Raw genomic sequence first — 24,510 nt, forward strand, 5'->3', positions numbered from 1 at the left:
TGTTTGAATAGCTCGATTTGTTGTTACTAGCGAATTGACTTCGCAATGTTTAATTCTTTTCAATTAAGAAAAGCCCTATCACATTTACGAAACTTTGTTCAGTTTTCAAAGGACTACCTTGTCCATAAGACAACTTAATGAGTATATCAGGTGGACAATGTATTGTCAAACCTTATTTTTAAACTTGGATGCCGGTTAATCAATCAAGTAATATGCTTTCATAACCGGGCTGTTTGACAACGAGGAATATCATACCAAGCGAAGGCCGGTGGGTCAACCCCGAATTGAAAAAAACTAAAAAAAGCAGCACGACGGCTGCTTTTCTCTCAAAATTTATTCGGCGGTGATGACGGTCTGGCCGGCCATGTAAGGCACCAACACCTCCGGCACGGTGACGCTGCCATCCGCGTTCTGGTAGTTCTCAAGAATGGCGGCAACGGCCCGGCCGACCGCAAGCCCGGAGCCGTTCAGCGTGTGAACGAACTGCGGCTTGCCGTTGTCATCGCGGTAGCGAATCTGGGAGCGACGGGCCTGGAAGTCCGTGCAGTTGGAGCAGCTGGAGATCTCACGGTAGCGGTCCTGCGCCGGCAGCCAGACTTCAAGGTCGTTGGTCTTGGCGCTGGTGAAGCTGGCATCCCCGGAGGCCAGGGTGATCACGTGGTACGGCAGGCCCAACTTTTGCAGCAGGTCTTCGGCATCGTGGATCAGCTTTTGCAGCTGGTTCCAGGAATCCTCCGGCTTGCAGAACTTGACCATCTCCACCTTGTTGAACTGGTGCATGCGAATCAAGCCGCGGGTATCGCGCCCGGCGCTGCCGGCCTCGGAGCGAAAGGCCGGGGAAAGCGCGGTGAAGCTGATCGGCAGCTTCTCCTTGTCGATAATCTCGCCGCGGTAGTAGTTGACCAGCGGCACCTCGGCGGTCGGAATCAACGTCAGCGGCTCGCCGTCGTTGGTGATCGAGTACACATCCTCGGTGAACTTGGGAAACTGCCCGGTGCCAAACATCGAGTCGTCGTTCACCAGGTAAGGGGTGATCATTTCCGTGTAGCCTTCCTTGTAGTGCTCATCCAAAAAGAAGTTGTACACGGCGCGTTCCAACCGGGCACCAGCCCCCTTGTAGTAGACGAACCGGGCCCCGGAAACCTTGGCCGCGCGTTCAAAGTCGAGGATGCCCAGCGCCTCGCCGAGCTCATAGTGGGCCTTGGGGGTGAAGTCGAACTGCCGCGGGGTCCCCCACTTGTACTCCTCACGCGCGTCATTTTCGTCCATCGACATCGGCACGTCATCGGCCGGGAAGTTCGGCAGCCGTACCAAAATGCCGGTTTGCTCGGCCTCGATGTCGGCCAGCTGCTTGTCCAAAGCCCCGATTTCCTTGCCGACCTCGCGCATCGCGGCGATCTCGGCGTCTGCGCTTTCCTTGTTGCGCTTCTTGGCCGCAATCTGGTCGGAAACCTGGTTGCGCTTGGCCTTGAGCTCCTCGGTTTGAACAATCACCGCGCGACGCTTGGCATCTAGTGCCAGCACCTCGTCGATTTGGTCCGGCTTGACGCCACGCGCCGCGAGCTTGGTCTTGGCCCAGTCTGGGTCGTTGCGCAATACTTTGATATCCAACATCACAGTTCCTCCTTTTTCGTGTGAAGACACAAAAAGCCCCTCGTCCAAAAATTGGGACGAAAGGCTTCTTTCCGCGGTACCACCCAAGTTTGGCCAACCAGTGGCCACCCTCAATCGATAACGGTCGTTGCCGTGCGGCTCATCGCCGCCCACTGTCGCGCTGGAATGCGGGCTTGTGTGACTTGCACCAACCGTCACCTCTCTGAACTGCCCTTAAGCGCCTACTCACGTGTTTGCTATTTGCCTCTATAATACGTCAGTGGGCCGGTCCTTGCAAGGCCGATTGCCGGGCCAACCCCGCCGGGTCCAGCACCCGAATCACGCTCGGGCGAACTTCCCGGATCAGGCCGACCTGCCCGAAGGCCTTCAGGCGCCGGCTCAGGGTTTCCGGCGTTGTGCCGAGGTACTGCGCCAGGTCCTTTTTCTTCATCGGTAGGCGAAATTCGGGCTGGGGTTGGGCCAGCAGGTAGGCCGCCAGCCGCCCCTCCACCGGCGCCATCGCCCCGGTGGCCTTAGCCTCCAGCTGGTCGATGCGCCGCGTCAGCTCCTGCATCACGGCAAAGGAGACCTCCGGGGCGTCCTTGAGCAGGCGCTGGAACTCACGCTTGTACAGGACGCAGGCCGACACCGGAGCGGTGGCCGTGGCCGCCGCCTCGTGCTGCTCGGTCACAAACAGCCCGTGGTCACCGTCAAAATCGCCGGGTTCAAGCAGCCGCACAATTTGCTCGCGCCCATCCGCGAGGCTGCGCGAGACCTTGACGCTGCCTTCGTGGATGATGTAAAGCGCCGTCGCCGGGCTGCCGCTCAGGTACAGCGGCTCCCCCTTGGCAAAATGGGTATGCTGCACCACCGAGCCGATCTGCTCCAGCATGGGTTGCGGCAGGTGCTGGAAAATCGGCACGGTGGCGACGCACAGGTGCGGCGCATGGGCCTTAGTAATCAACGTTGCCACCCAGGCTGAGCTTGTTGTCCCAAACCTGGCGAATCTCGGCGTACAGCTCGCCGAACCAGTCGTTGGACGAGTTAGCCGCCCACTTGTAGGTCAGGACGTCACCGCGCTTGGCTGCCGCGTCCGGCACGGTGGAGCTTTCGATCACGAGGTCGGCGTCGCCGATCGCCTCGGGCTCGAGAATCTCGACGATCGGCTGGCTGATCAAGAAGGCCAAAAGGTCGATGTACCCCAGCACCGTCTGCTCGATCACCAGCGCCACCTTGACCTTAACCGGCGGAATGAACTGGGTCGCCAGGTGCAACAGGTTGTGGTAGTAGGAATCGACCAGCGTGTCGAGCACCGGCGTGAAGACGTCGAGCTTGCGGGTGAAAATCACGTGCTCCAGCGTCTGGTGAACCTTTTTTTGCAGCGCGACGTTATCTGGAATCTGCTCGAGCTTCGCGTTGATCTCGTAGGCGATGGTCTGCGAGACATCGTCGCCGAACTCCAGGGTCGACACGGTGTTGGCCAGTAAATTGGCCTTGAGCATGTTCATCGCCTGGGCCGGGAGCCGGTTTTGCTCCACGAAAGACACCGGCAGCTTGGCCAAAAAGTCGGTGACCAAGTCGTAGATGCTCGGGTTGTAACGCTTGAAGCGCTGCACCGTTTTCTCCAGCTGCGCCGGGTTGGTCGTGACGTAAAACGGCAGGAAATTGAACAGGAAGTAAACCGCGGCGCTTTCACCCAGCTGTTCGGACAAGGTGATGGCCGGCCAAGGAAAGGCGTCTTGCAGCTCCTCAAAGACGTTGGCGGTCGGGTACTTCAGCGTCAGCGTCGCCTCGTCGTAGGCAATCGCCGCGCCGTCTTTGATGCGGTAATAGGAGATGGCGACGTAGTACATCGCGATCTCGCGGGTGACAATGTTCGGCGTCCCCACGTCGTACAGGGTCACCACCTGATCGACGATGTCGCCGATGGTCTCTCGCGCCAGGTCGGCGAACGGCCAGCCGGCTCCGTCCGTGGCCAGCCAGTACACCATGGTCAAGAAGACGCGGATGCGCTTCTCCTCGCCTTGCAGGCGCAGCGTCTCGTAGGAGAAGCGAACGCCGAACTTGCGGGAAAAATCGCGCAAGGGCTTGAGGTGGCGCAGCATCGTGGCCTTCGAGGTGTCGGCCGCCGCCAGGAACTGATCGAAGTTCTCGTACTGGTGGGTCAACAGCGCCTGCAGGAACTGGTACGGGTGGCTTTGGTTGACGAAGTAGTACCGCACCGCGCTTGAGGACAGGTTGAACAGCTTCTTGGTACTGACGTTCTTGCTGCCGGTCATGTCCTCCAAGGCGGCGACCAGCCCGTTGTACGTGTTGTACACGCTGCCGTAGTTTCGGCCGGTCAAGGAGGCAATCTGTTTGAGATTGACGTCCTTGACCAGCGGCTTGTGTGAAAGCTCGGCAACAAGTCGATCCGCGACTGGCGTCTGGGCGGTTCGAGAGTTGACGATCTTGCGGAACAAGCTCATTTTTTCTGTCTCTGACATCGACAGAAAGATATCTTCGCGTCCGCGCATTGTAATATTTCCCCCAAAAAATGCTGATTTATCCGACGATATAACGGCCTAATTATAACCTTGACCACGCCGTGTTTTCAATTAAGTTTTCCAAATAATGATACCCTATTTTAAGTAAGCGGTCTAAACACGGTGACACTGGCGGCATTCATATTCCTTCAATCAGAATTTCAATGAAAACTCGATTAAAAATAGCGGCCGCAAAGTTCATCTTTTTGATATACTAGGGGCAGCAAGCGGAAGGGATGTGAAAACATGCGGTTCGAGGAGATCTTCTTGGAGAAGGCCGACTTGCAAAAGTTCGAGATGTACCGAACGCTGGTCAGCCAGCACGGTGAGCCGCTGACGATCACCGACCTGAGTGGGCGGCTGGGGCTTTCCTACCAGCAAAGCTACAACGTGTTTCAGGAGCTGTCGCGCGACATGGCCGACCTCGATGGGGCCACCAAAGCCGCGGTCAAGCACACCCTAACCCGCGGCGAGCCCGTGCTGCCGGTCGACGTCTACCGCGCCAAGCTACTTGAAGGGGCGATTGCCTTTTAGTTCATAGATTACGTCACCCAGAGCAATCAACCCAGCATCGATCAGTTCTGCGCCGAACATTTCATCAGCCACTCGACGCTGCTGCGCAAGACCGCGCCAGTTCGCAAATTCTTGGGGGGCTTTCGCCTGAAGCTGTCTTTGACCCAGGCCAAGTTCACCGGCGACGAGAAGCAGGTACGGCTGTTCCTCCACGCCTTTTACTGGCTGGGCTACCACGGCACCGCGTGGCCGTTCAACTTGATCGATGCCGCAACCGTTCGCCAGCAGTACCTGCAGCTTGCAAGCTGTTCCCAGGACCCAATCACCCAGCTGCAGGAGCAGGTGTTTTGGGCGGTGTGTCGCACCCGGCTGGCCCATGGCTTCACCGTCAAGTGGGGACCCGACTTCTACCAGCTCTTCGCCGGGATGCCCCCGCAGCCGCTGGTCTACTCGCAGGCCGGCTTTCCCCGCCTGACCCCTCACGCCTTGCGCGACGAGAGCAACTTTTTCGAGTTCTTCCAGGCCAAAAACATCCGCTTCACGCTGATGACCCCGCGTGAAAGCAGCCTGTTGTCCTACCTGCAGGGCCGCGAAGCGACGTCTTGGGACCTGGTCGCACGGCTGATGAGCTTCCTAGACGACTACGACGAGGCCGCCGCGACGCCTTTGTGGGAGGACCCGCAGCTGGTGATGAACCTGCTGCGGCTGAGCCTTGCGTGGTCGTTGATGGGCGGCGATTACGTCAAGCAGGCCGACTTTTTCACCACCACCCAGCTGAGCTACAAGCAGCGGCAGATGCGCGACCTGCTCGGCGACTTTGTCGATCAGCTGCCGGAGACGCCGGCCTTCGCCCCGTTCAAAACGGACCGGGCAGCCTTCATCGAGATGCTCTTTTTGCTGTTCGTGCCCTACCTCAGCCGCTTCAAGTGGACCGACCGCGTTCACGTCGCTTTGTGGATGGCCAGCACCGACATCGGCAACGCGGCGATTCGCCACTTCCTCCAAAACATCAGCGTGGTGGCTTTGATGGCCCCGGAGGCCGACCTCGGCCAGGCCGATCTGATCATCACCAGCCCAGACGACTTCGCCAACGCCCCCCTGCCGCCCGGGGCCGGGCCGCGGTTTGACTGGTACCTCGACGCGACGGAAACCGACTACTACCGGCTGTACCAGCAGGTCTTTCGCCTTTACGAGCAAAAGCTTGCGGCCGCGGCCGAGTGACGCAAAAGGCACTTCCCACCAACAGCGGGAAGTGCCTTTTGCGTTGCCCTATTCCGGTCGCAGCCCCTTCATCAGGAATTCCACCTCGCGTGAAACTAGCTGGTCGACCGCAATCGGCGTATCGTTCAACAGTCGTGTGAGGACGTCGCCGAGCAGGGTGCCGGCGATGAAGCGCATGATCTGAGCGGCCGGCCAGTCAACCAGCTGCCCGGCCGCTTGGTAATGCACGATGGTCGGGGTGAACCGCTCGGCGATTGCCTGGTCGAAAACCGTTTTGACCTGTTCGATCAGCTCCGGTCGCTGCAGCGCCTCGGCCATCATGATTTTCACCACCTGGTAGTTGCGAACCGCAAACTGCATCCGGTCCGTCAACAGCCCGGTGAGCAACGTGGCGAAGTCGGCCGGCAGCCCAACCAGGGTGTGGTCGATGAACTCACCGGCCGCCTTGGGCACGACCTCGGCAAAAAAAGGCGCCAGGATGGCCTGCAAGATGTCCTCCTTGGTCTTGAACCGCTTGTACACCGTGCCCTCTGAAACCCCGGCGGCCTTAGCAATGTCCCCGGTGCTGGTTCGCGAAAACCCCTGCTTGGCAAACAGCTCGAGGCTGGCCTTCAGCACCGCCTTTTGCCTGGCGGTCAGGTCGCTGGCCTCAAGCGACTGATCAAACAGGGTCCCCACATCGTTCACGCGCATCGCAATCGCTCCTTTGCCCCAGGCGTCGGCGTCTGGTAAGTGAATACTCACTTATCATACGTCGCGCAGGCCCAAGACTCAAGGGCGATTGCTAACCCCGCCGGCACCGCGACCGAATAATACCGAATACCGTCAGACGGCAGCGTTCACCGGTTCAAGTCGCGCTGGGCCTGACACCAGGCGTGGCACTGCGCCTGAACGGGCGAGCCGAACAGCGCCAGAGGTGGCGTACTCAGCTCCTCTAGCCGAGTCTGGTCGTAAGCGGCGTTCAGCGCCGCCGTCACGGCGGCCGGCACCGCGGTCGCCGTCTGGGCCAGGCTACCCACGGTCGGCCAATCCACCAGCTGGTCGAACTGGGCCAGGCGCGTGGCGGCGGCGAAGTCCCAGGCGGCAAGCGCAAGCCCTGCGCCAACCGCCGTCAGCCGGTAGCCCAGGCCGGCGCCGACGTAGCCGAGCTCGCTGACGCTCAGCGCCGGCAAATCCACCAACGTCGCGTATGTCCGCGGAATCACCTCGGTGTAGCCGAAACCGTTGTGAATGTGACCGGACAAAAGCACCGTGTTGGGATGCGCGGCCAAAACCCGCTTGAGCGGCGCATCGAAGGCGCCGAAGCCGCCGTACAGGTCGCTGCGCCAGTGGGTGTGGTCAAGCGGCTGGTGGATGAAGACCAGCGGTTGCAAGGCGGTCGCCTCCAGCTCGGCATCCAACCAGGCCAACTGCGTGTCAGACAGCGCCGCGGCGTCCTTGAGCCCCCGCTCGAGGTTCAGCAGGATTACCCGCCACGGCCCCACGTCAACCGCCCCGTACAGCGTCTGAATCGGCGACCCAACTCGGCGCTGTATGGCGGCGAAGCTCGGTACGGTGACCTGGTGGTAATGCGCCGGATCGGCGTCGGGGGCCGCCTGCCAGCCGGCGGAGAACGGGCCTCGCACATCGTGGTTGCCTAGATTCAGCAGGAAGGTCAACGGCGAATACTGCGTCAACAGATCCCCCAGCCCGGCGAACTCGGCGGCCAATCCCGAGTTGGTCAAATCGCCGTCGATCACCACCGTGGCGGCCGGATTCAGGCGCCGAATCGTGTCAAGGCTTGCCCCCAGCGCCTGAGTGCGAGGCGCGGTGCCGTCGTAGTGAACATCCGAAAGCACGAACAAGTCAGTCATCTGCAGTCTCCTTTTCAATCGGGCCGGCCGCAAAACGCAGCTGCGAAAGCCTTGGCCCACTTTCCTGAAAAATCTCGACGGTGTTGGCGCCGGCCACTAATGCGTCCTGCGGGACAAAGGCCGTCAGGTAAGGCCCCACGTCCCAGTAGCGGCCCAAGTTGCGCCCGTTGACGAAGACCACCCCCTTGCCGGCACCAGTCAGGTCCAGAAAGGTCTCGCAAGGTGTGGCCAGCTCGAAAACGAAGCGGTAGCAGACGGGTTGGCCGGCCACCACCGGCCGCGTGTCAGCCAGCGGCGGCAGCGCATCCAGCGCAAGCGCGGTTTGAACCCAGCCGTTCAGGAAGTGATTCCCCTGAAAAACACCGCCGCGCAGACCTTTCTCCTGGTTGGGACCCAGCAGCCACGTCCCGAAGTTGGTGCGGCCGCGGTTTTCGACCAGCACCGCCAGCGTCGCGCCAAGCGGGTCCTCGGCCAGCGTGATCGGCGCGGCCGCGTTCTCGCGGTCTCGCACCGCCACCGGTTGGCCGTTCAAATAAACCGTCGCCCGGTCGGCCATGCCGATCAGCTGCAGCGTCCGGTCGCCCGACCGCAGCGGGTGATCCAGCTGGTACCACGCGTAACCCGCAAGCTGCCCCTGCGCGTCCATGCTTTGCGGCTCGGCCACGTGGGTCTGCGGCCACTGCGACAGGTTGGCCACCAGCCCAGCCGCCGCCGGGCTGGTCAAAGGCGGCAGCGCCTGGGCGTGGCTGATGATTGGGGCGGTTTTGGTCCGGCCCTCGCACAGTAGGTCCTGCAGCAGGTAGAACTTGGCCGTCGGGTTGCCCTGCTCCGTCAAAATCGCGTCGTAGTCGTAGGACGTGACCTGCGGCTGGTAGCCCTCCCCGGCCGTCTCGTTGGCCCCATTGGTGAAGCCGAAGTTCGTGCCGCCATGGAACATATAGAAATTGATGCTACCGCGCTTCAACACCGCGGCGGCTTCGGCAACCACGTCCGCCGCGGCGCGATGGACGGCGGGTTTGCCCCACTGCGCGAACCACCCGTCCCAAAACTCGGTACACATCAGGGGGCCAGCGAAGTCGTGTTCGGCCATGAACGTCTGCAGGTTATCGAAGTTGGTCGTCGCGTCGCTGCCGAAGTTGGCGGTGGGTAAAATACCGTCTTCAATCAAGCTACCGGCGTCAAGCGCCGCATGCCAGCCGCCATCGGCCGTAAACAGCGGCACCGTCACGCCGCAGTCGCGCAGGATGCCGGCAAGCGCCCGGAGGTAACCTTTGTCCTCGGCGTAGGAGCCGTACTCATTTTCCAGCTGCATCATGATCAGCCGGCCGCCGTGGTCAACTTGGTGCGGCACCAGGTGCGGCATCAAGGCCTGATAGTAGCGCCGCACCAGCGCCAAGAACCGCGGGTCACGGCTGCGCGGCCGGTTGGGCGTCTGCAAAAGCCAGGCCGGCAGGCCGCCGAACTCCCACTCGGCGCAGATGTATGGCGACGGCCGCACAATCACGTTCAGCCCCAGCGCCTCTGCCTGGTCGATGAAGCCGTCCAGGTTCCGCCAGCCGCCAAAGTCGAACACCCCGGGCTGCGGCTCGTGGAAGTTCCACGGCACGTAGGTCTCGACCGTGTTGGCCCCCATCGCCTTGAGGTTGAACAGGCTTTGGTACCACTTGCTCGGGGCGATGCGGAAGTAATGAATGGCGCCGCTGATGATTTTGAACGGCTGGCCGTCCAGCATGAAGTCGTGTTGAATGTCAAAGCGCATGGTTATCCTCCTCTTGTCAGAAGCATGATGCCGTTAGTCTACCACGTCACGCCCCGTTTGTAAGCCGTTACACGCCCCTGCCTTCACAAAAAATTCACATTTGTTCGCCACAATGAAAAGTACGATTAATGAAAGAAGTGGTGATGGTGAAAGAACAGTCAGACAATCAGCAAAATCCTTGGCGGCGCAACCTCTATGTGTTGTGGGGCTGCACCTTCATCGCCGGGGTCGCCTTTTCAGAGCTGATGCCTTTCATGTCGCTGTACGTCAGCCAGCTGGGGAACTTCACCAAGGCGCAGGTCTCCTTTTACTCGGGGCTGGTCTACGCGGCCACCTTCCTGGTCACCGCGATTGTGTCACCGATCTGGGGGGCCCTGGCCGATCGCAAGGGTCGCAAAATCATGCTGATTCGCGCGAGCTTCGGCATGGCCACGGCGATGTTTCTGATGGGGCTTGCGACCAACATCTGGCAGCTGATCGCGCTGCGAGCCCTGCAAGGCCTGTTTTCCGGCTTCATCAGCAACGCTCAGGCCCTGATTGCCGCCCAGACGCCGCGTGAAAACGCCGGCAAGGCGCTGGGGACGTTGGTCACCGGGTCGACGTCGGGGATGCTGATGGGCCCGATTCTCGGTGGCGCGTTGGCGTCGGTCTTCTCCATCCGCAACACCTTCTTCATCACCGCCGGCCTCCTGTTCGTCGCCGGGCTGCTGTCGGCGACCCTGGTGACCGAACACTTCGTTCCCATCGCCAAGCCCAAGGCGGCCGGCAAGGGGCTGCTCGGCGGCCTGCTCGGGCAGTTCCAAAATCCCAAGCTGATCGTCGTCTTGCTGTTTTCCACCCTGTTCGTGCAGCTGGGCAACACCTCGATTGCGCCGATCATCAGCCTGTACGTCAAGGAGCTGATGCACAACGGCGGGGCCGTCGCCTTCGTCGCCGGCATCATCGCGGCCCTGCCCGGCATCTCCAACATTTTGGCCGCGCCGCGGCTGGGGGCTTACGGCGACAAGCACGGCTCGGGCAAGATCCTGATGGCCGGCTACCTGTTTGCGGTGCTGGTCTACTTCCCGCAAGGCTTCGTCACCAGCATCTGGGCCCTCGGGTTCCTGCGGCTGTTGGTCGGCATCTCGGACGGCGCGTTGTTCCCGACGATTCAGACGCTACTGACTAAGAACTCACCCGCCAGCGCGACCTCCGCGATTTTCTCTTGGAACCAGTCCTTCCAGGCCCTCGGCAACATGTTCGGGTCGCTGCTCGGCGGTACGCTGGCCGGACTGTTCGACTACAACGTCGTGTTCATCTCCACCGCCTGCATGCTGCTGATCAACTTGCTCATGTTGTGGTTCGCGGCACCGAGCCTGCGCCATGCCCGGTAGTGCCGGACGCCTCGCCAATTTTGCGAGGCGTTTTTTTTCGCGCGAAAACGCTTTGCACCGGCGGCCTTTCGTGGTATCTTCAGGGCAAAACCCAAGGAGGCAGCCCATGACTGACCGGCCCATCATCCCCAACCTCACCTCCGCCTTGCGCGACCACATCGTCGAATCCCCCGACGTGATTCGCAAGGCGTCTGGCATTCGCCTGTTCGGCAAGCGAATCAAAACCATCGTCTACTCCACCGACGTCGCGGTGATCGCCAACTGCGACGCCGACGCCATTCTCGCCGTCTACCCCTGGACGCCCAACACCCGCATCCTCGACGCCATCAGCCGCGTCGCCAACGTGCCGATTCTGGCTGGGGTCGGCGGTGGCCTGACCAAGGGGCTGCGCTCGGCCACCGTCGCCCGCTTCGCCGAGGAGAACGGGGCCCAGGCGGTGGTGCTCAACGCCCCGACCAGCCTGGAGACGCTGCGCAGCGTCCGGCGCATCGTCGATATTCCGATTTTTTACACGGTGGTCAACCAAACGCCGAACCTCGCCGCCTACCTTGATGCCGGCGTCAACGCCTTGAACATCGCCGGCGGCCGCGACACGGCGGCGCTGGTCGCCTGGGCCCGAACCCAGCTGGCGGACGTCGATCCGCACTTTCCAATCATCGCGTCCGGTGGCAAAACCGACGCGCAGATCGAAGCCACGATTCAGGCCGGGGCCAACGCAATCACCTACACGGCTTACGGCATGACCGAAAAGACCTTCCACGAGAAAATGGCGAAGTACCGCGACGAACAGGCCCCACAGGACTGAGTCGCGCCAACCACACAAAAAAAATCAGTTGCCGGCAATGCGGCAACTGATTTTTTGGTGCGGTTTACTTGGTGGCCTCGGCCACCGCGGCGTTAACCGCGGCGCCTTCCGCCGCGATCAGGGCGACGCGACCGGCGATGGCCTTAGTGTCCATCGCGATCTCGCGACCCAGGCCCGGCACGTCCTTCTTGGGTTCGAAGAAGGCCTTGAACTCGGCCAGGCGTTCCGGCGTGTAGAAGCGACCGGCGGAAACGGTGATGTAGGTGGTGAATTCCATGTCGCCACCGACCGTTTTTTCAAGCCAGGACCACTCCGTCCGCAGCCAGTCCCAGGCCGCCTCTTGGGCAACCGGGTTGGCGAGCAGGCCGGCGTACCAGCCGCGCAGGTCCTGCGGCTTGATGGTGTCGGCGTCCTCGAAGACGTCGATCAGCCGCCCAATCAACACCGTATCCTGCGTGTCCGTCAAGGCGTAGGCAATCGCGGCCTTGTAGTTCGGATCGGCGGACGTGCGGTAGTCGCGGAGCAGCTTCTCGAACAGCTCCACGCTTGCGTGCCAGCGAACCTCGCTGGCCAGGATGTACGGCCGGGTGTTGGCCGGCAGGTCCTTGGGCTCGCTCGCCTTGGCGAAGGCGGCGTGAGCCCCGGCCACCGTGGCCGGGTCGCCGGCGTAGGCCGCCGCACTCAGGATAATCGGCCGGGCCAGCTGGTCGTTGTTGGACTCACCATCAACCGGGGCCCAACCCAGCCGCGCAACGTGGGCGGCGGTCAGCTTGGTGAACAGCGCCTTGAGCGCCTTTTCCTCGGCCGAATCCGGGGTCGTGAACTTCTTGAGCATGTTCGCGAGGCCAAAGACGGCGCTGAGCACAACGGCGGAGGTGCTGTCGGCAAACTCCGTCAAAAGCGGCACGACGGTCGCGTAAGAAATCTGACCGCCTTCCGCCAGCAGGCGCTGGTCCTGCAGCAGCTGGAGCTGAGAAATCGGGTCGAGTGCTTGGGCGGTGGCCAAAAGGTCCGCCAAAAGCGTCGCGTCGTACTTGACGATGAAGTGCGACTCGTTGCCGACGTTCAAGCGGAACGGCTTGCCGGCGGCCTCGCGCAGCGCTTGGTAATCCCCGAGCTCAAGCGTCTGGGTGGTCATCAGCTGCGGCGTCGCGTAGTTGCCGTTCAACGGGATCTGCCACTGGCGGCCGGTGTCTTCACCGTCGCCGATGAAGAACTGCTTTTGGCTCAAGGTGAGCTTGCCGTCAACCACGGCGGCGGTCACCACCGGGTAGCCGGACTGCTCAAGCCAGCCGTGCATGATGGTGCCAAGGTCGATGCCCGCGGCCTCGCCCAGGGCGGCCCAGAGGTCGGACCCGGCGGCGTTGCCGTACTGATGCGCGTCGAAGTAGGCCTTCAAGCCCTTGCGCAGCGCCGCGTCGCCAATCAGGCCACGGACCATCACCAGCATCCGCGCCCCCTTGGCGTAGACAATCGCGCCGTCGAAAAGCGCGTCGATTTCGGCCGGGTCCTCCACCTGCATGTGAACGGACTGAACGCCAGGCGTCGCGTCGCGGCGCAGGGCGGACGGCGCATCGCCGGTCTGGAAGGTTTCCCAGATGTGCCAGTCGGGCTCGAGGGCGTCGATGGCGACGAATTCCATCATGTTGGCGAAGCTTTCGTTCAGCCACAGGTCGTCCCACCACTTCATGGTGACCAGGTCGCCGAACCACTGGTGAGCCAACTCATGGGCGATCACGGTGCCGATCTGCTGCTTTTGACGCAGCGTCGAGTTGCTCGGGTCCAGAGTCAGGTAGGCCTCGCGGTAGGTGACCAGCCCCCAGTTCTCCATCGCGCCGGCGGAAAAGTCCGGCAGCCCCAGCTGGTAGGAGTGCGGCAGCGGGTACGGGGTCTGGTAGAAGTCCTCGTAAAACTCGATCGACCGCTTGGCGATGTCCAGGGCGAAGTCGAGCTCTTCTGGCTTGTGGGCCTTGGTGGTGAAAACGCCGATTTCAACGCCGGAGTTGGTCTTGGTCAGCTTCTTTTGCATGTCACCGAAGGCAAAGGCCACCAGGTACGTGGACATCTTGCGGGTGGTGTCGAAGTAGTGGACGCCGCCTTCTTCCTTGACCTCTGGCATGTTGGCGATCACGGTTTCGCCCGGCTGCTCGTCGAACTTGATGGCCAGATCGAAGGTCGCCTTAGCCTCCGGCTCGTCGACGCCTGGGAAGGCCTGCCGCGCCGCGGTGGTTTCAAACTGGGTGCCGATCAGCTGCTTTTTGACGCCAGCGACCTCGTAGTAAGATGGGTAAATCCCCATCATGGTGTCGGTCAAAGGCGCCGTGTAGTCGACGGTCAGCGTCACGTCGCCGGCGGCCGGCAGCGTGATCGCGATGGTCTGCGCCGCGTTATCCACGGTGAACGGCACGGCCGCGCCGTCCGCTTCAACGGCGCTGACGGTCAGGTCCTTTTGGTTGAGCCGAATCTCGGCCGCCGTGGCGTGACCTTCAATCGTCGTCTTGCCGGCGATCAGCTTGGTCTGGCGGTCGACATCCAAGTAGAGGTCGTAATGGGTCGGCTGGAAAGTCTCATACAAATGCTTCGTCGCTGTCATAATATCCTCCATAAAATGTAATGTGAATTCATTATAACGCAATCGGATGGCGCCTGCCGCTTTTTCAGTGCGTCCCCCGTGCGGCCGGGTCGTCGGGCCGCACCCGCTAGCCCGGATCGCGCAACCCGCGCTTCGTCGCGCAGGTCGCCAGGCGCCAGCCGGCCGGCAACGCGCCGTGGCCCGGGGCCAGGCCGAGCGTCCCGGCAGCTACACCGTCTTTCGCGCCGGCACACAAAAAGCGACCCTCACCAGAGTCGCTTGTCGAAGCTAAGTCAGATCGGCCAACAGCGCCTGGGCTCGCGGCCCCACCGCCGTGTAGGAAAGCTGTCGCAGGTCGTCATGCGCCGGATCCTTGTGAAAATGGATCATCAGGTAGGCCTCGGGCAGCGCGTCGCCCAGAAACTCGGGCCACTCGACGACGCTGACGCCGTCGCCTTCGAAGTACTCCTCAAGGCCCAAGTCGCCGGCCCCGCCGTCTTCTAGGCGGTAGATGTCCATGTGGTACAGTGGCAGGCGGCCATCCTGGTACTCGCGAATGATGGTGAACGTCGGGCTCTTGATGTAATCGGCGATGCCCAGGCCCGAGGCGAGCCCCTTGGTGAAGCTGGTTTTGCCGGCGCCTAAGTCGCCGTCCAAAAGCAGCACATCCCCGGCCTGAAGTTTGGCGGCCAGGGCCGTCGCCAGCGCCTGCAGTTGTTGTTCATTCAGTGATTCCATGGTGACCTCCAGTCAACGCCCGGTTCCCCGGGGTAAAAACACGCCTGCGAGGCAGGCGTGAGCAAAGCGTGAGCGGCCTAGGCCGTGATGTTTTGGGCCGCGGTGATGATGGCCAGCTTGTAGACGTCCTCTTCGTTGCAGCCGCGCGACAGGTCGGCGACCGGCGCGTTCAGGCCCTGCAGGATCGGGCCGATGGCCTCAAAGCCGCCGAAGCGCTGCGCGATCTTGTAGCCGATGTTGCCGGCCTGCAGATCTGGGAAAATGAAAACATTGGCGTTGCCGGCGACCGCCGAATCCGGCGCCTTGAGCTTGGCGACGCTTGGCACAAAGGCGGCGTCGAACTGCAGCTCGCCGTCAAGCGCCAGGTCCGGGGCCAGCTCGTGGGCAATCTTGGTGGCCTCAACCACCTTGTCGACCTGAGGCGCCTTGGCGGAACCCTTGGTGGAGAAGCTCAGCATCGCAACCTTGGGATCGATGTCGAACAGCTTGGCCGTGCGAGCGGATTCCACCGCAATCTCGGCCAGTTCCTGGGCGTTGGGGTCGATGTTGATCGCGTTGTCGGCGAACAGGTAACGCTCGTCGCGACCGCGCTGCATGATGAACGCGCCGCTGATGCGCGAGGCATCCGGCCGGGTCTTCACGATCTGCAGGGCCGGGCGAACGGTATCCGCGGTGCTGTGAACGGCGCCGGACACCATGCCGTTGGCCTTGCCCATGTACACCAGCATTGTGCCGAAGTAGTTGGGATCTTGCACCATCGTGGCGGCCTGCTCCGGCGTCGCCTTGCCCTTGCGGCGGTCGACGAAGGCCGCGGCCATTTCGTCGTGAATCGGGTCGGTCGCCGGGTCGCGCAGTTCGACGCGGGAGAGGTCGAAGCCCTTGGCCGTGGCGACTTCGCGAATCGCGTCCAGGTTGCCCAAGATGATTGGCTTAATCAGGCCATCGGCGGCCAGCCGAACGGCGGCGCCGATAATCCGTGGGTCTGTGCCTTCGGGGAAAACGATAGTCAGGTTTTTGCCGGAAATTTTTTGTTTCAAACTGTCAAATAAATCCAAGAGCGGTCCCTCCAAATGTCTTTTGCCAATGTTAGCGCATCCACGCTTCGCTGACTATCATACCAGTCCCGCGGCGTGACGGCAATGACTACGCTTACTTTATGAGACAGTTTTGACCCAAATTGAAACACTTCAGGCCTCGGGTACCGCCGGCAGCCGCCAGTCGATCGGCGCCTGTCCCAGCCGGGCCAGCGCCGCGTTGGTCTTGGAGAACGGCTTGCTGCCAAAGAATCCGCGGTAGGCCGACAACGGGCTGGGGTGGACGGACGAGATGATCGCGTTTTTGCTGGTGTCGATCAAGGCCGCCTTGGCCTTGGCCGCGCTGCCCCACAGGATGAACACGACGCCGCCGCGGTCCGATAAGGCCGCAATCGCCGCGTCGGTCAGCTCCTCCCAGCCCTGATGCTGGTGGGAGTATGCCTGCCCGGCCCGGACGGTCAGCACCGCGTTGAGCAAAAGCACCCCTTGCTGGGCCCAGGCCTTCAGGTAGCCGTGGGTCACCGGGGCGATGCCTAAGTCGTCTTGCAACTCCTTGTAAATGTTGACCAGAGACGGCGGCAGCGCCACCCCCGGGGCGACGGCGAAGCTCGCCCCCACCGCCTGGTTGGGCCCGTGGTACGGGTCCTGGCCGAGGATCACGACCTTGGTGGCCGCAAAGCTGGTCCATTCGAAGGCCTGGAAAATGTGGTGCATCTCCGGGTAGATGGTCGCAGTGGCGTACTCCTGCTTGAGAAACTGGTGCAGCCGGCGGTAGGTTGGCCCGGCGAACACCGGTGCCAGCACCGTCTGCCAGTCGTTGTGAATCAAGGTTTTCATGGCGAATCCTCCCTGACTAGTGTACAAAAGCAAACGCCGCTTGGCTACCTTCCACACGGGATTCGTGCTACTCTTTAAGTAGCCACTCACCCAAAGGAGGAACCCCACGTGATTAAGATCATTGCCTCAGACATGGACGGCACCTTGCTCAACGACCAGATGCAAGTCAGCCCGGCCAACGCCGCCGCCATTCGCCGCGCCCAAGCCGGCGGCATCGAGTTCATGGTGGCCACCGGCCGCGCTTTGGCCGAGGCCCAGCCGCTGATGGCGGCCCACGACCTGCACCCGGCCTTCATCACCCTGAACGGGGCCCGGGTGTTCGATGCCGAAGGGTCGCTCAAGGTCGACGTGCCGCTGACGCCGGCCAGCGTGTCGCGCATCACCACGCTTTTGGACGCCGACCACCTCTACTACGAGCTGGTCACGGCCACCGGCGTCGTGTCCAACAGCAAGGTCTCGCGTATCCAAAATATCGCCGACCTGCTGGTGAACCTGAACCCGGACACCACCTACAAAATCGCCGTCGCCCTGGCCGCCGCGCGACTTGAGCTGATGAACATCACCTACGTGCCGGATTACGCGCCGCTGTTGGCCGACCCGAACGTCGAAATCATGAAGATCATCGCCTTTTCAAGCGCCGGGCAGCAGGTGCTGGCCGGGCCCAAGGCGGCGCTTGAGGCCCAAGGCGACCTGATCGTCACCGCCAGCGCCGAAACCAACATCGAGATCAACGACCGCCGCGCCCAAAAAGGCCTGGCGCTGGCCGCCTACGCCGCTCAGCAAGGCGTGACGATGGCCGAGTGCATGGCCATCGGCGACAACCTCAACGACGCGTCGATGATCCAACGCGCAGGCTTTGGGGTGGCGATGGGCAACGCCGTGCCGGCCATCAAGCAGCTGGCTTGGGCCACAACCGGCACCAACACCGAAGACGGCGTCGCCCAGGCGATCGACCGCGCCCTTGAGATCAACCGCCAGGAGGCAGACGATGGATTACTACATTGATGCCCAGGCGCTGCACGACGGCGGCATGACGGTGGTCAAGGACGCCGCCTTTCGCCCCGCCTTCATCCTGAACGGCCGCCACGGGCTGGCCAACGACGGCTTCAACCTGCACACCATCGACGGCACTCACGTCGGCAGCATCCGCCAACGCACCGTGGGGATGTTCCCGCGCTACGACCTGTACCTCAGCCAGTCGCGAGTCGGCTCGGTGAAAAAAATGTTCGGCGTCTGGCACGAGTTCGTCTTCGTCTCCGATCTCAACTGGATGATCATCGGCAACATGCTGGCCAATAACTACCGCATCTACCACGGCATGAAGGCGGTCACCACCATCGCCGCGGTCGGCGCGGCGACCGGCACTACCTTCAAAATCGCGATCAAGGACCAAAAAGACGCGCCGGCCGGCATTTTGCTGGCCGCGATTTTGGACCGCTGGCGCCAGATCTACCAGGCCAACCCGCTGGTTCGCCACGACCCCGCCAGCATCAGCTACGGCGTGTGACGCCGCGGCCAAAAACGAAGCCACCTCACGCGAGGTGGCTTCGTTTTTGGCTTGCTAGTCATCTGGTTGCGGCGCGTCGAGGCTGTAGTACAGCCCGGGCTCGGGCTCGAGCACTTCAGCCCAGGGGTCGGCCTCAAGCGCCGCGGCCGCCTTGGCCGAATCCGGCGCCAGCCAAGGCACCACGAAGCGCGGCGCCAGCCGGCGACAAACCGCCAGGCGTTCCGGCGTGGCGCCATCGGGCATCGCCAGCACCAGCATCGCCAGCCGCCGGTCGTGCAGCGTCTGCAGGGTGGCCGCGCCAGGCGCGGCGGCGGTCACGAAGCCAAACGCGTGAAAGTCATCGGCCACCACCCAGGCCGCCGGTCCGACCGCCGTGACGGTCAGCCCCGCGACGGCGATGGTGGTACCGGCGGCCAGCGCGTGAAAGCAGCCCAGCGGTTGGCCGACAGGGCCGACCGCCGCCGGCTCGGGTGCCGCGGCCGCGACATACACCGGCACGGCGGCCGCTGGCGCCTGCCAGGCCGCTTCGCCCTGCGGGGTGGCGGCCGGTTGCAGGACCACCACCGCGGTCGCGCCGGCGATGACCGCTCGCAGCCGCGGCGCCAACGCCCTCAAGTCGCCGGCGCGATCCAGCACCACCACCCGGGTGGCGCCTTGGCTGAGTGCAACGCCGGTGACGCCGCACTCGGGGCCGGCCAAGAATCTGATCTGTGTCATGGGGCCTCCAAGCCGCCGCCGGCTCAGATGGCCAGCGTCATGTGATTGTAGCGGTGCGAACCGATCATCAGCTCGCCTTGCTTCAGGTAGCCGCACTTGCGGTACAGGTGCTCGGCCTTGGGATTGGTCTGATCGACGTTCAACGACAGCGTGGTCACGCCTCGCGCGGCCAGCAGCTTGGCCACTTCGGTCAAGAGCTTGGTGCCGATGCCGTGGCCCTGTGCCGCCGGCGCCACGGCGAGGGTGTCGACGTACCACTCGCCGGGGTAGCTTTCAAAATCTGGGAACAACTCCTGGTCTGGCGTCAGGCCGACCTTGGGCAAAAGCGGCTTGAACGCGTCGTCGATGTGGGCCTCGCGGTCGTGGCCGTAGCCGACCAAGATGCCGTCGACACCGTGGTCGCCGACGTGAACGAAGGTCTGCGGGTAGCCGTAGCGGTAGTCCTTGAGCAGAAAAGCCTGCTCGAACACCGCAAACAGCGCGGGTTCCGACATGGCCTGAAGCTCAGGCACCTCCATCTCCTCAAAGACGAGGTTGATCAAGGGAACCACTTGCTTGGCGTCTTTTGGAACAGCTGGTCGAATCATTTTTACTCACGGCTTCACTTTTGTTGGCGCGGCTTGCCGTGAATTCCCTCCTCGAGGCCGCGCCCAATGTATCCAGCGTAACGCATACGCCCCCGCAACACTAGGTGTCATCGGCCATTTTGTCCAAAATGTGACAATTAACCAGTCGCAAACGGTTACATGAGTTCTCGCGCTTACCAACGGGCCCTTCGTTGCGTTATGGTAATAGGGTAAGAAAATACGCACCCATCATGCGCCGGAGGTCAGTATGTTAGAGAAGAAATTTTACGATCAGTTATTCGCCCACTCGTTCAACATTCCCGTTCTTGTCACCTACTGGGACGGCGACGTCAAGCAGTACGGCACCGGAACGAATCCGCTGAGCGTCACCTTCAAGAAGCCGGTTTCCCTGCTTCAGGTGATGAAAAACGCGAGCCTGGCTTTGGGCGAGGCCTACATGCGCGGCGACATCACCGTAGTCGGCGGCCAGTACCCACTGCAGCGGCTGTTGACCGCGGCCTACGAAAGCGCCGGCAGCTTCATGAAAAACCCCGCCCTCAAGCGCTTCATTCCCAAGCAGTCGCACTCGGAGCAAAAGAGCAAAAAAGACATCCAGGCCCATTACGACCTGGGCAACGACTTCTACCGCCTGTGGCTGGACGACACGATGACCTACTCTTGTGCCTACTTCGACGACTGGCACGAAGACCTCACCCAGGCCCAAAAAAATAAGGTCGAGCACATTTTGCGCAAGCTCGACCCGCAGCCCGGCCGCACCTTCCTGGACATCGGCTGCGGCTGGGGGACCCTGATGCTTCGCGCCGCCACCGAATACCACTTGGACGTGACCGGCATCACGCTGAGCGAAGAGCAGTTCAAGTACGTCAACCAGCGCATCAAGGCGCTGGGGCTTGAAGACCACGCCCGGGTGCTGCTTTGCGACTACCGCGAGCTGGATCACGCGCCGTTCGATTACGTCACCTCCGTCGGCATGTTCGAGCACGTCGGCCGCGAGAACCTCGGCCTGTACTTCCAAGACGTCGCCAAGCTGATGAAGGCAAACGGCACCGCGCTGATTCACGGCATCACGCGCCAGCAAGGCGGCGCGACCAACGCCTGGCTGACCAAGTACATTTTCCCCGGTGGTTACGTTCCCGGCCTGAGCGAAAACGTCGACCACATCACGGCGGCCGGCCTTGAAATCGCCGACCTCGAGCCGCTGCGCCGCCACTACCAGCGAACGCTTGAGCTGTGGGACCAAAACTTCAACGCGAAGCGCAACCTGATTCAATCGCAGTTCGATTACACCTTCGTTCGCATGTGGGACCTCTACCTGCAGGCGGCCGCCGCCTCCTTCGAATCCGGCAACATCGACGTCATCCAGTACCTGTTGACCAAAGGTGCCTCAGGCCACGGCCTGCCCTTGACCCGCGAGTACATGTACTGATTCCGTGCAACCCAAAACCGCGCCGCACGGTCGCCCATCCAGTGGATGGCGGCCGCGCGGCGCGGTTTTTTGACGTCTCAGTAGCGTTCCTTCATCGCCCGGGCGATGTCACGCTTTTGGTCCTTTTGCTTCAGGGCCTCGCGCTTGTCGTAGAGCTTCTTGCCCTGGGCCACGCCGATCAGGACCTTGGCGTAACCGTGCTTGAGGTACATGCGCAGCGGGACGATGGTCAGCCCCTGCTGATCCGTGGCCTCGAGCAGCTTCTTGATTTCCTTCTTGTGGAGCAAAAGCTTGCGGTTGCGCAGCGGATCGGCGTTGAACTGGTTGCCCTGCGCGAACGGGCTGATGTTGACGTTCTCCAGCCACGCCTCGTTGTTGCGAACCCGGGCGAAGCCGTCCTTGAGGTTGACCTTGCCGGCTCGCACGGACTTGATCTCCGTGCCGGTCAGCGCGATGCCGGCCTCGTAAGTGTCGAGGATGTTGTAGTCGTGGCGCGCCTTTTTGTTTTGCGCCAGCAAATTATCAGGCTTTGGCTGCATTTTCTTGGCCAAGGTGACGTCACTCCTTTCAAGAGAGGGTGGAGCGAGGCGGGTTTAGCCGGTCGGGTAGCGTAAGGCTGGACATTGGGCCCGAACTTGGCCCGGTGCCCGGCCTTAGCAGGCCGAACCGGCGTTGCCTCGCGGAACCCGTTTCAGAGGGTGGAACGAGGCGGGTGTAGCCGGTCGGGTAGCGTAAGGCTGGACATTGGGCCCGAACTTGGCCCAGTGCCCGGCCTTAGCAGGCCGAACCGGCGTTGCCTCGCGGAACCCGTTTTAGAGGGTGAAAAAGCGCGGGTTTAGCGGGACGGGTAGCCTAGCGCTAGCGTCGGGGCGGGTTGTGCCCCGGCGCTGGTGCGTCGCTAGCCGCTCCCGCGTTGCGATTTGGAACCCGTTTAGCGAGCCGGTAGTCGACCCTTCCCTAGTGCTTGCCGCGGTTGCCGCCGCGGCCTTGGGTGTTGCGAATCTGGGCGCCGATGGTGTTGCCGAAGCCGTGGCTTTGGCCGCCGTTGCCGCGCCCGTTGCCTTGGCCGTTACGCCCACGGTTTGGGCCACCCTGGCCCGGCCGGTTGCGGTTTTGACCGTTACCGCCACCCTGGCCGTTGCGCGGCCCATTGCCGCGGCGATCCGAGCGACCTTGGCCGCCGTTGCCGCGACCGCGGCTGTTTTGCGCGGCCAGGGCCTGGACGTCGGCGTCGGCCACCGGCGCATCCTTGTCCGGAATCAGCGAGAAGTCGACCTGGCGCTGCTCGACGTCGACGTTGTCGAGCTTCACGGAAAGCGGCTGGCCGATGCGGAAGATGTGGTGCATCCGAGAGCCGACCAGGGCCATCTGGCTTTCGACGAAGTTGTAGTAGTCGTCGCCCATGCGGGTGATGTGAACCAGGCCCTCGACGGTGTTGGGCAGGGCCACGAACATGCCGAAGCTGGTGACACCGCTGACCACGGCGTCGAAGGTCTCGCCGACCTTGTCGGCCATGAACTCGGCCTTTTTGAGGTCGTCGACGGCGCGTTCGGCGTCGATGCTGTGGCGTTCACGCACGGAGGCCTGCACGGCGATCCCCGGCAGCTTCTCGGTCCACTTGTCCTGCACGGCCTCGCCGGCCCCGCGCAGCGCGTAATCGCGAATCAAGCGGTGGACGATCAGGTCCGGGTAGCGGCGAATCGGGCTGGTGAAGTGCGTGTAGTACTGCGCCGCGATGCCGAAGTGACCCAGCGGATCCTCGGAGTAACGCGCCTGCTTCAGGCTGCGCAGCATTTTGACGTTGACCATCATCTCCTCCGGGGTACCGGCGACTTCGGTGTTGACGTCTTGCAGCATCTTCGGGGTGACCGGCACGCCCTTTTTAATCGGGACGTGGATGCCGAAGGTCGACAGGAAGTCGATGAAGTCCTTGATGCGGTCGTCGTCCGGGGTTTCGTGGACGCGGTACAGGAACGGCAGGTGCAGCTTGCTGTAATGCTCGGCCACGGTTTCGTTGGCCTGCAGCATGAAGCTTTCGATCATCCGCTCGGAGATGCCGCGGTCCCGCAGCACGATGTCCGTCGGGTGGCCCTGGTCATCGACGATGATCTTGGCCTCGTTTTCTTCAAAATCAATCGCGCCGCGGCCGTGACGCATCTTGTACAGCACGTCATGCATCTCGTGCATCAGCTTCAGCATCGGCACGAGGTCGCCGTACTCGGCGATCGCCGCCGCGTCACCCTTGAACACGTCGTTGACCTTGTTGTAGGTCAAGCGCCCGTGCGAGCGGATCACGCTTTGGTAAATCTCGTGGCTGACCACGTGGCCCTCGTGGTCGATCTCCATGTCGCAAGACATCGCGAGGCGGTCGACATCCGGGTTCAGCGAGCAGATGCCGTTGGACAGGCGGAACGGCAGCATCGGAATCACGCGGTCGACCAGGTACGTCGAGGTGCCGCGGTCGTATGTCTCCTTGTCAAGCGGCGAGCCCTCGGTGACGTAGTACGACACGTCGGCGATGTGAACGCCCAGGTGGTAGTTGCCGTTGGGCAGCTGCCAGGCGACCACCGCGTCGTCGAAGTCCTTGGAGTCGTCGCCGTCGATGGTCACCACCGGCTGATCGGTGATGTCGCGGCGGCCGACGCGGTCGGCGTCGGTCACGTGGTCTGGAATCGCGTTGGCCTGAGCCATCGCGTCTTCGGGGTAGTCGACGTGAATGTCGTTGGCCATGACCAGCGACATGATGTCGACGCCCGGGTCGTTCTTGTTGCCCAGGTTGGCGACGATGATGCCGAGCATGCTGGCCGGACGGCTTTCATCCGGGTAGGCCGTGATTTCCACCTGCAGCATGTCGCCGAGCTGCGGGGTACTGCCGGTGTCTTGAACCAGCACCGGGTAGCGGTGCAGCTTCTTTTCGTGGCTGGTCACCGTGCCGATGAAGCCGGTGCGAGCCGCCTCGCCGTCGGACAGCGGGGTGTACTCGCCGACCAGCCGCGTGATTTTGCGCTCGACCACGGCCACAACCTCGCCTTCGGGGCCGCGGGTGTCGCCTGGTGCCGGCTGGCGCGTGATGCGGACCTCGACCGTGTCGCCGTCCAAGGCGAACTTAGTGCTTGGCGGGGCGATGAAGACGTCGTTGTCTTGGTCTTCGATGGCCACGAAGCCAAAGCCCTTCTCGTTGCCGTGGAAAATCCCCAGCAGGCTTTGGGCCTTGCCGCCCAAGTGGTACAGGTCTTGTTCCTGGTGAATCAGGTTATCGTTTTGCAGTCCTTCCAGTGCCTGCACCAGCACCTTGAAGTCCCCGGCGTCCGAAAACTTCAACGCGCGGTTCAAGGACTGCACGGAAAAGCCGACTTCCGGGTTGCGCCGAAACAGCGCTAGTAATTCGTTTCTAATGTGGCCGACAGTGGTCATGGACAATTCCCTCGTTTTCTAGAATGGGTGACTTAC

21 protein-coding genes are annotated in these 24,510 nt (G+C 62.3%); 7 read left to right on the forward strand and 14 right to left on the reverse strand.

What is annotated here, in order from left to right; all coding sequences use genetic code 11:
• Window positions 1-333 precede the first annotated feature (333 nt).
• The 3 genes from serS to NUH19_RS11095 all read right to left on the reverse strand — a co-directional run bounded on the left by serS (window position 334) and on the right by NUH19_RS11095 (window position 4,079).
• Entirely contained in the window at window positions 334-1,614 is a 1,281-nt protein-coding gene (gene serS / locus NUH19_RS11085; protein ID WP_262316623.1) for a serine--tRNA ligase, read from the reverse strand.
• A 256-nt stretch (window positions 1,615-1,870) separates the two neighbouring features.
• On the reverse strand, window positions 1,871-2,557 hold the full coding sequence (locus tag NUH19_RS11090) for a Crp/Fnr family transcriptional regulator (RefSeq protein WP_262316624.1): 687 nt from the start codon (window positions 2,555-2,557) through the stop codon (window positions 1,871-1,873).
• A complete protein-coding gene (locus NUH19_RS11095) occupies window positions 2,547-4,079 on the reverse strand; it encodes a helix-turn-helix domain-containing protein (protein ID WP_262316625.1) in 1,533 nt (510 codons plus the stop codon). Before NUH19_RS11095 ends, NUH19_RS11090 begins: the two co-directional genes overlap by 11 nt.
• 285 nt (window positions 4,080-4,364) lie before the next feature.
• On the opposite strand from NUH19_RS11095, the gene NUH19_RS11100 reads away from it, so the two are divergent.
• Both NUH19_RS11100 and NUH19_RS11105 read left to right on the forward strand, forming a co-directional pair.
• Window positions 4,365-4,652 (forward strand): hypothetical protein, encoded by a 288-nt coding sequence (locus tag NUH19_RS11100; RefSeq protein ID WP_262316626.1) that lies wholly within the window; start codon window positions 4,365-4,367, stop codon window positions 4,650-4,652.
• A gap of 3 nt (window positions 4,653-4,655) precedes the next feature.
• Complete coding sequence (locus NUH19_RS11105; protein WP_262316682.1) at window positions 4,656-5,852, forward strand: helix-turn-helix domain-containing protein; 1,197 nt, start codon at window positions 4,656-4,658, stop codon at window positions 5,850-5,852.
• Window positions 5,853-5,900: 48 nt separating this feature from the next.
• Here the strand turns inward: NUH19_RS11105 and NUH19_RS11110 are convergent, their stop codons facing one another.
• The 3 genes from NUH19_RS11110 to NUH19_RS11120 all read right to left on the reverse strand — a co-directional run bounded on the left by NUH19_RS11110 (window position 5,901) and on the right by NUH19_RS11120 (window position 9,464).
• Window positions 5,901-6,545, reverse strand: coding sequence for a TetR/AcrR family transcriptional regulator (locus tag NUH19_RS11110; protein ID WP_262316627.1), 645 nt, complete (start codon window positions 6,543-6,545; stop codon window positions 5,901-5,903).
• 146 nt (window positions 6,546-6,691) lie between these two features.
• On the reverse strand, window positions 6,692-7,705 hold the full coding sequence (locus NUH19_RS11115; RefSeq protein ID WP_262316628.1) for a metallophosphoesterase family protein: 1,014 nt from the start codon (window positions 7,703-7,705) through the stop codon (window positions 6,692-6,694).
• Window positions 7,698-9,464, reverse strand: coding sequence for a glycoside hydrolase family 35 protein (locus tag NUH19_RS11120; RefSeq protein WP_262316629.1), 1,767 nt, complete (start codon window positions 9,462-9,464; stop codon window positions 7,698-7,700). The genes NUH19_RS11115 and NUH19_RS11120 overlap by 8 nt, the downstream gene beginning before the upstream one ends.
• Window positions 9,465-9,607: 143 nt before the next feature.
• Between NUH19_RS11120 and NUH19_RS11125 the strand changes: the two genes are divergently transcribed.
• Together NUH19_RS11125 and NUH19_RS11130 are read left to right on the forward strand one after the other, a co-directional pair.
• Window positions 9,608-10,837, forward strand: coding sequence for an MFS transporter (locus NUH19_RS11125; RefSeq protein WP_262316630.1), 1,230 nt, complete (start codon window positions 9,608-9,610; stop codon window positions 10,835-10,837).
• A 106-nt stretch (window positions 10,838-10,943) separates the two neighbouring features.
• A complete protein-coding gene (locus NUH19_RS11130) occupies window positions 10,944-11,642 on the forward strand; it encodes a beta/alpha barrel domain-containing protein (protein WP_262316631.1) in 699 nt (232 codons plus the stop codon).
• A gap of 64 nt (window positions 11,643-11,706) precedes the next feature.
• On the opposite strand, the gene NUH19_RS11135 is transcribed toward NUH19_RS11130, so the two are convergent.
• From NUH19_RS11135 to NUH19_RS11150, 4 genes are all read right to left on the reverse strand, one after another.
• Complete coding sequence (locus tag NUH19_RS11135) at window positions 11,707-14,235, reverse strand: M1 family metallopeptidase (RefSeq protein WP_262316632.1); 2,529 nt, start codon at window positions 14,233-14,235, stop codon at window positions 11,707-11,709.
• 267 nt (window positions 14,236-14,502) lie between these two features.
• Window positions 14,503-14,952, reverse strand: a complete 450-nt coding sequence (gene tsaE / locus NUH19_RS11140; RefSeq protein ID WP_262316633.1) for a tRNA (adenosine(37)-N6)-threonylcarbamoyltransferase complex ATPase subunit type 1 TsaE — start codon at window positions 14,950-14,952, stop codon at window positions 14,503-14,505.
• 77 nt (window positions 14,953-15,029) lie between these two features.
• Window positions 15,030-16,007 carry a phosphate acetyltransferase gene (pta, locus tag NUH19_RS11145; protein WP_262316634.1) on the reverse strand — a complete coding sequence of 326 codons (978 nt, stop codon included), beginning with the start codon at window positions 16,005-16,007 and terminating at the stop codon, window positions 15,030-15,032.
• A gap of 132 nt (window positions 16,008-16,139) precedes the next feature.
• Entirely contained in the window at window positions 16,140-16,823 is a 684-nt protein-coding gene (locus NUH19_RS11150; protein ID WP_262316635.1) for a uracil-DNA glycosylase, read from the reverse strand.
• 108 nt (window positions 16,824-16,931) lie between these two features.
• Between NUH19_RS11150 and NUH19_RS11155 the strand changes: the two genes are divergently transcribed.
• Together NUH19_RS11155 and NUH19_RS11160 are read left to right on the forward strand one after the other, a co-directional pair.
• Complete coding sequence (locus NUH19_RS11155; protein WP_262316636.1) at window positions 16,932-17,828, forward strand: Cof-type HAD-IIB family hydrolase; 897 nt, start codon at window positions 16,932-16,934, stop codon at window positions 17,826-17,828.
• Window positions 17,812-18,330, forward strand: a complete 519-nt coding sequence (locus NUH19_RS11160) for an LURP-one-related/scramblase family protein (protein WP_262316637.1) — start codon at window positions 17,812-17,814, stop codon at window positions 18,328-18,330. Before NUH19_RS11155 ends, NUH19_RS11160 begins: the two co-directional genes overlap by 17 nt.
• A 54-nt stretch (window positions 18,331-18,384) precedes the next feature.
• Here the strand turns inward: NUH19_RS11160 and NUH19_RS11165 are convergent, their stop codons facing one another.
• Together NUH19_RS11165 and NUH19_RS11170 are read right to left on the reverse strand one after the other, a co-directional pair.
• Window positions 18,385-19,047 (reverse strand): hypothetical protein, encoded by a 663-nt coding sequence (locus NUH19_RS11165; RefSeq protein WP_262316638.1) that lies wholly within the window; start codon window positions 19,045-19,047, stop codon window positions 18,385-18,387.
• Window positions 19,048-19,070: 23 nt separating this feature from the next.
• Window positions 19,071-19,634, reverse strand: coding sequence for a GNAT family N-acetyltransferase (locus NUH19_RS11170; protein WP_262316639.1), 564 nt, complete (start codon window positions 19,632-19,634; stop codon window positions 19,071-19,073).
• Window positions 19,635-19,881: 247 nt separating this feature from the next.
• Here NUH19_RS11170 and NUH19_RS11175 point away from each other — a divergent pair, with 247 nt between their 5' ends.
• On the forward strand, window positions 19,882-21,060 hold the full coding sequence (locus NUH19_RS11175) for an SAM-dependent methyltransferase (RefSeq protein WP_262316640.1): 1,179 nt from the start codon (window positions 19,882-19,884) through the stop codon (window positions 21,058-21,060).
• Window positions 21,061-21,137: 77 nt separating this feature from the next.
• Here NUH19_RS11175 and smpB read toward each other — a convergent pair whose 3' ends face one another.
• Both smpB and rnr read right to left on the reverse strand, forming a co-directional pair.
• Window positions 21,138-21,611, reverse strand: a complete 474-nt coding sequence (gene smpB / locus NUH19_RS11180) for an SsrA-binding protein SmpB (RefSeq protein ID WP_262316641.1) — start codon at window positions 21,609-21,611, stop codon at window positions 21,138-21,140.
• Between the two features lie 406 nt (window positions 21,612-22,017).
• On the reverse strand, window positions 22,018-24,474 hold the full coding sequence (gene rnr / locus NUH19_RS11185) for a ribonuclease R (protein ID WP_338085561.1): 2,457 nt from the start codon (window positions 24,472-24,474) through the stop codon (window positions 22,018-22,020).
• Window positions 24,475-24,510: the final 36 nt, after the last annotated feature.

The organism is Lacticaseibacillus parakribbianus (genome assembly GCF_025490915.1).
Lineage (GTDB): Bacteria > Bacillota > Bacilli > Lactobacillales > Lactobacillaceae > Lacticaseibacillus > Lacticaseibacillus parakribbianus.

Excerpts from the sequence above, each read along its gene's own strand:
- NUH19_RS11160 (WP_262316637.1), top strand. The coding sequence starts at position 17,812 with ATGGATTACTACATTGATGCCCAGGCGCTGCACGACGGCGGCATGACG.
- NUH19_RS11120 (WP_262316629.1), bottom strand. The coding sequence starts at position 9,464 with ATGCGCTTTGACATTCAACACGACTTCATGCTGGACGGCCAGCCGTTC.
- NUH19_RS11165 (WP_262316638.1), bottom strand. The coding sequence starts at position 19,047 with ATGACACAGATCAGATTCTTGGCCGGCCCCGAGTGCGGCGTCACCGGC.
- serS (WP_262316623.1), bottom strand. The coding sequence starts at position 1,614 with ATGTTGGATATCAAAGTATTGCGCAACGACCCAGACTGGGCCAAGACC.
- NUH19_RS11110 (WP_262316627.1), bottom strand. The coding sequence starts at position 6,545 with ATGCGCGTGAACGATGTGGGGACCCTGTTTGATCAGTCGCTTGAGGCC.
- NUH19_RS11175 (WP_262316640.1), top strand. The coding sequence starts at position 19,882 with ATGTTAGAGAAGAAATTTTACGATCAGTTATTCGCCCACTCGTTCAAC.
- NUH19_RS11135 (WP_262316632.1), bottom strand. The coding sequence starts at position 14,235 with ATGACAGCGACGAAGCATTTGTATGAGACTTTCCAGCCGACCCATTAC.
- NUH19_RS11125 (WP_262316630.1), top strand. The coding sequence starts at position 9,608 with ATGGTGAAAGAACAGTCAGACAATCAGCAAAATCCTTGGCGGCGCAAC.
- NUH19_RS11095 (WP_262316625.1), bottom strand. The coding sequence starts at position 4,079 with ATGTCAGAGACAGAAAAAATGAGCTTGTTCCGCAAGATCGTCAACTCT.
- NUH19_RS11170 (WP_262316639.1), bottom strand. The coding sequence starts at position 19,634 with ATGATTCGACCAGCTGTTCCAAAAGACGCCAAGCAAGTGGTTCCCTTG.
- rnr (WP_338085561.1), bottom strand. The coding sequence starts at position 24,474 with ATGACCACTGTCGGCCACATTAGAAACGAATTACTAGCGCTGTTTCGG.
- NUH19_RS11115 (WP_262316628.1), bottom strand. The coding sequence starts at position 7,705 with ATGACTGACTTGTTCGTGCTTTCGGATGTTCACTACGACGGCACCGCG.
- tsaE (WP_262316633.1), bottom strand. The coding sequence starts at position 14,952 with ATGGAATCACTGAATGAACAACAACTGCAGGCGCTGGCGACGGCCCTG.
- NUH19_RS11150 (WP_262316635.1), bottom strand. The coding sequence starts at position 16,823 with ATGAAAACCTTGATTCACAACGACTGGCAGACGGTGCTGGCACCGGTG.
- NUH19_RS11100 (WP_262316626.1), top strand. The coding sequence starts at position 4,365 with ATGCGGTTCGAGGAGATCTTCTTGGAGAAGGCCGACTTGCAAAAGTTC.
- NUH19_RS11130 (WP_262316631.1), top strand. The coding sequence starts at position 10,944 with ATGACTGACCGGCCCATCATCCCCAACCTCACCTCCGCCTTGCGCGAC.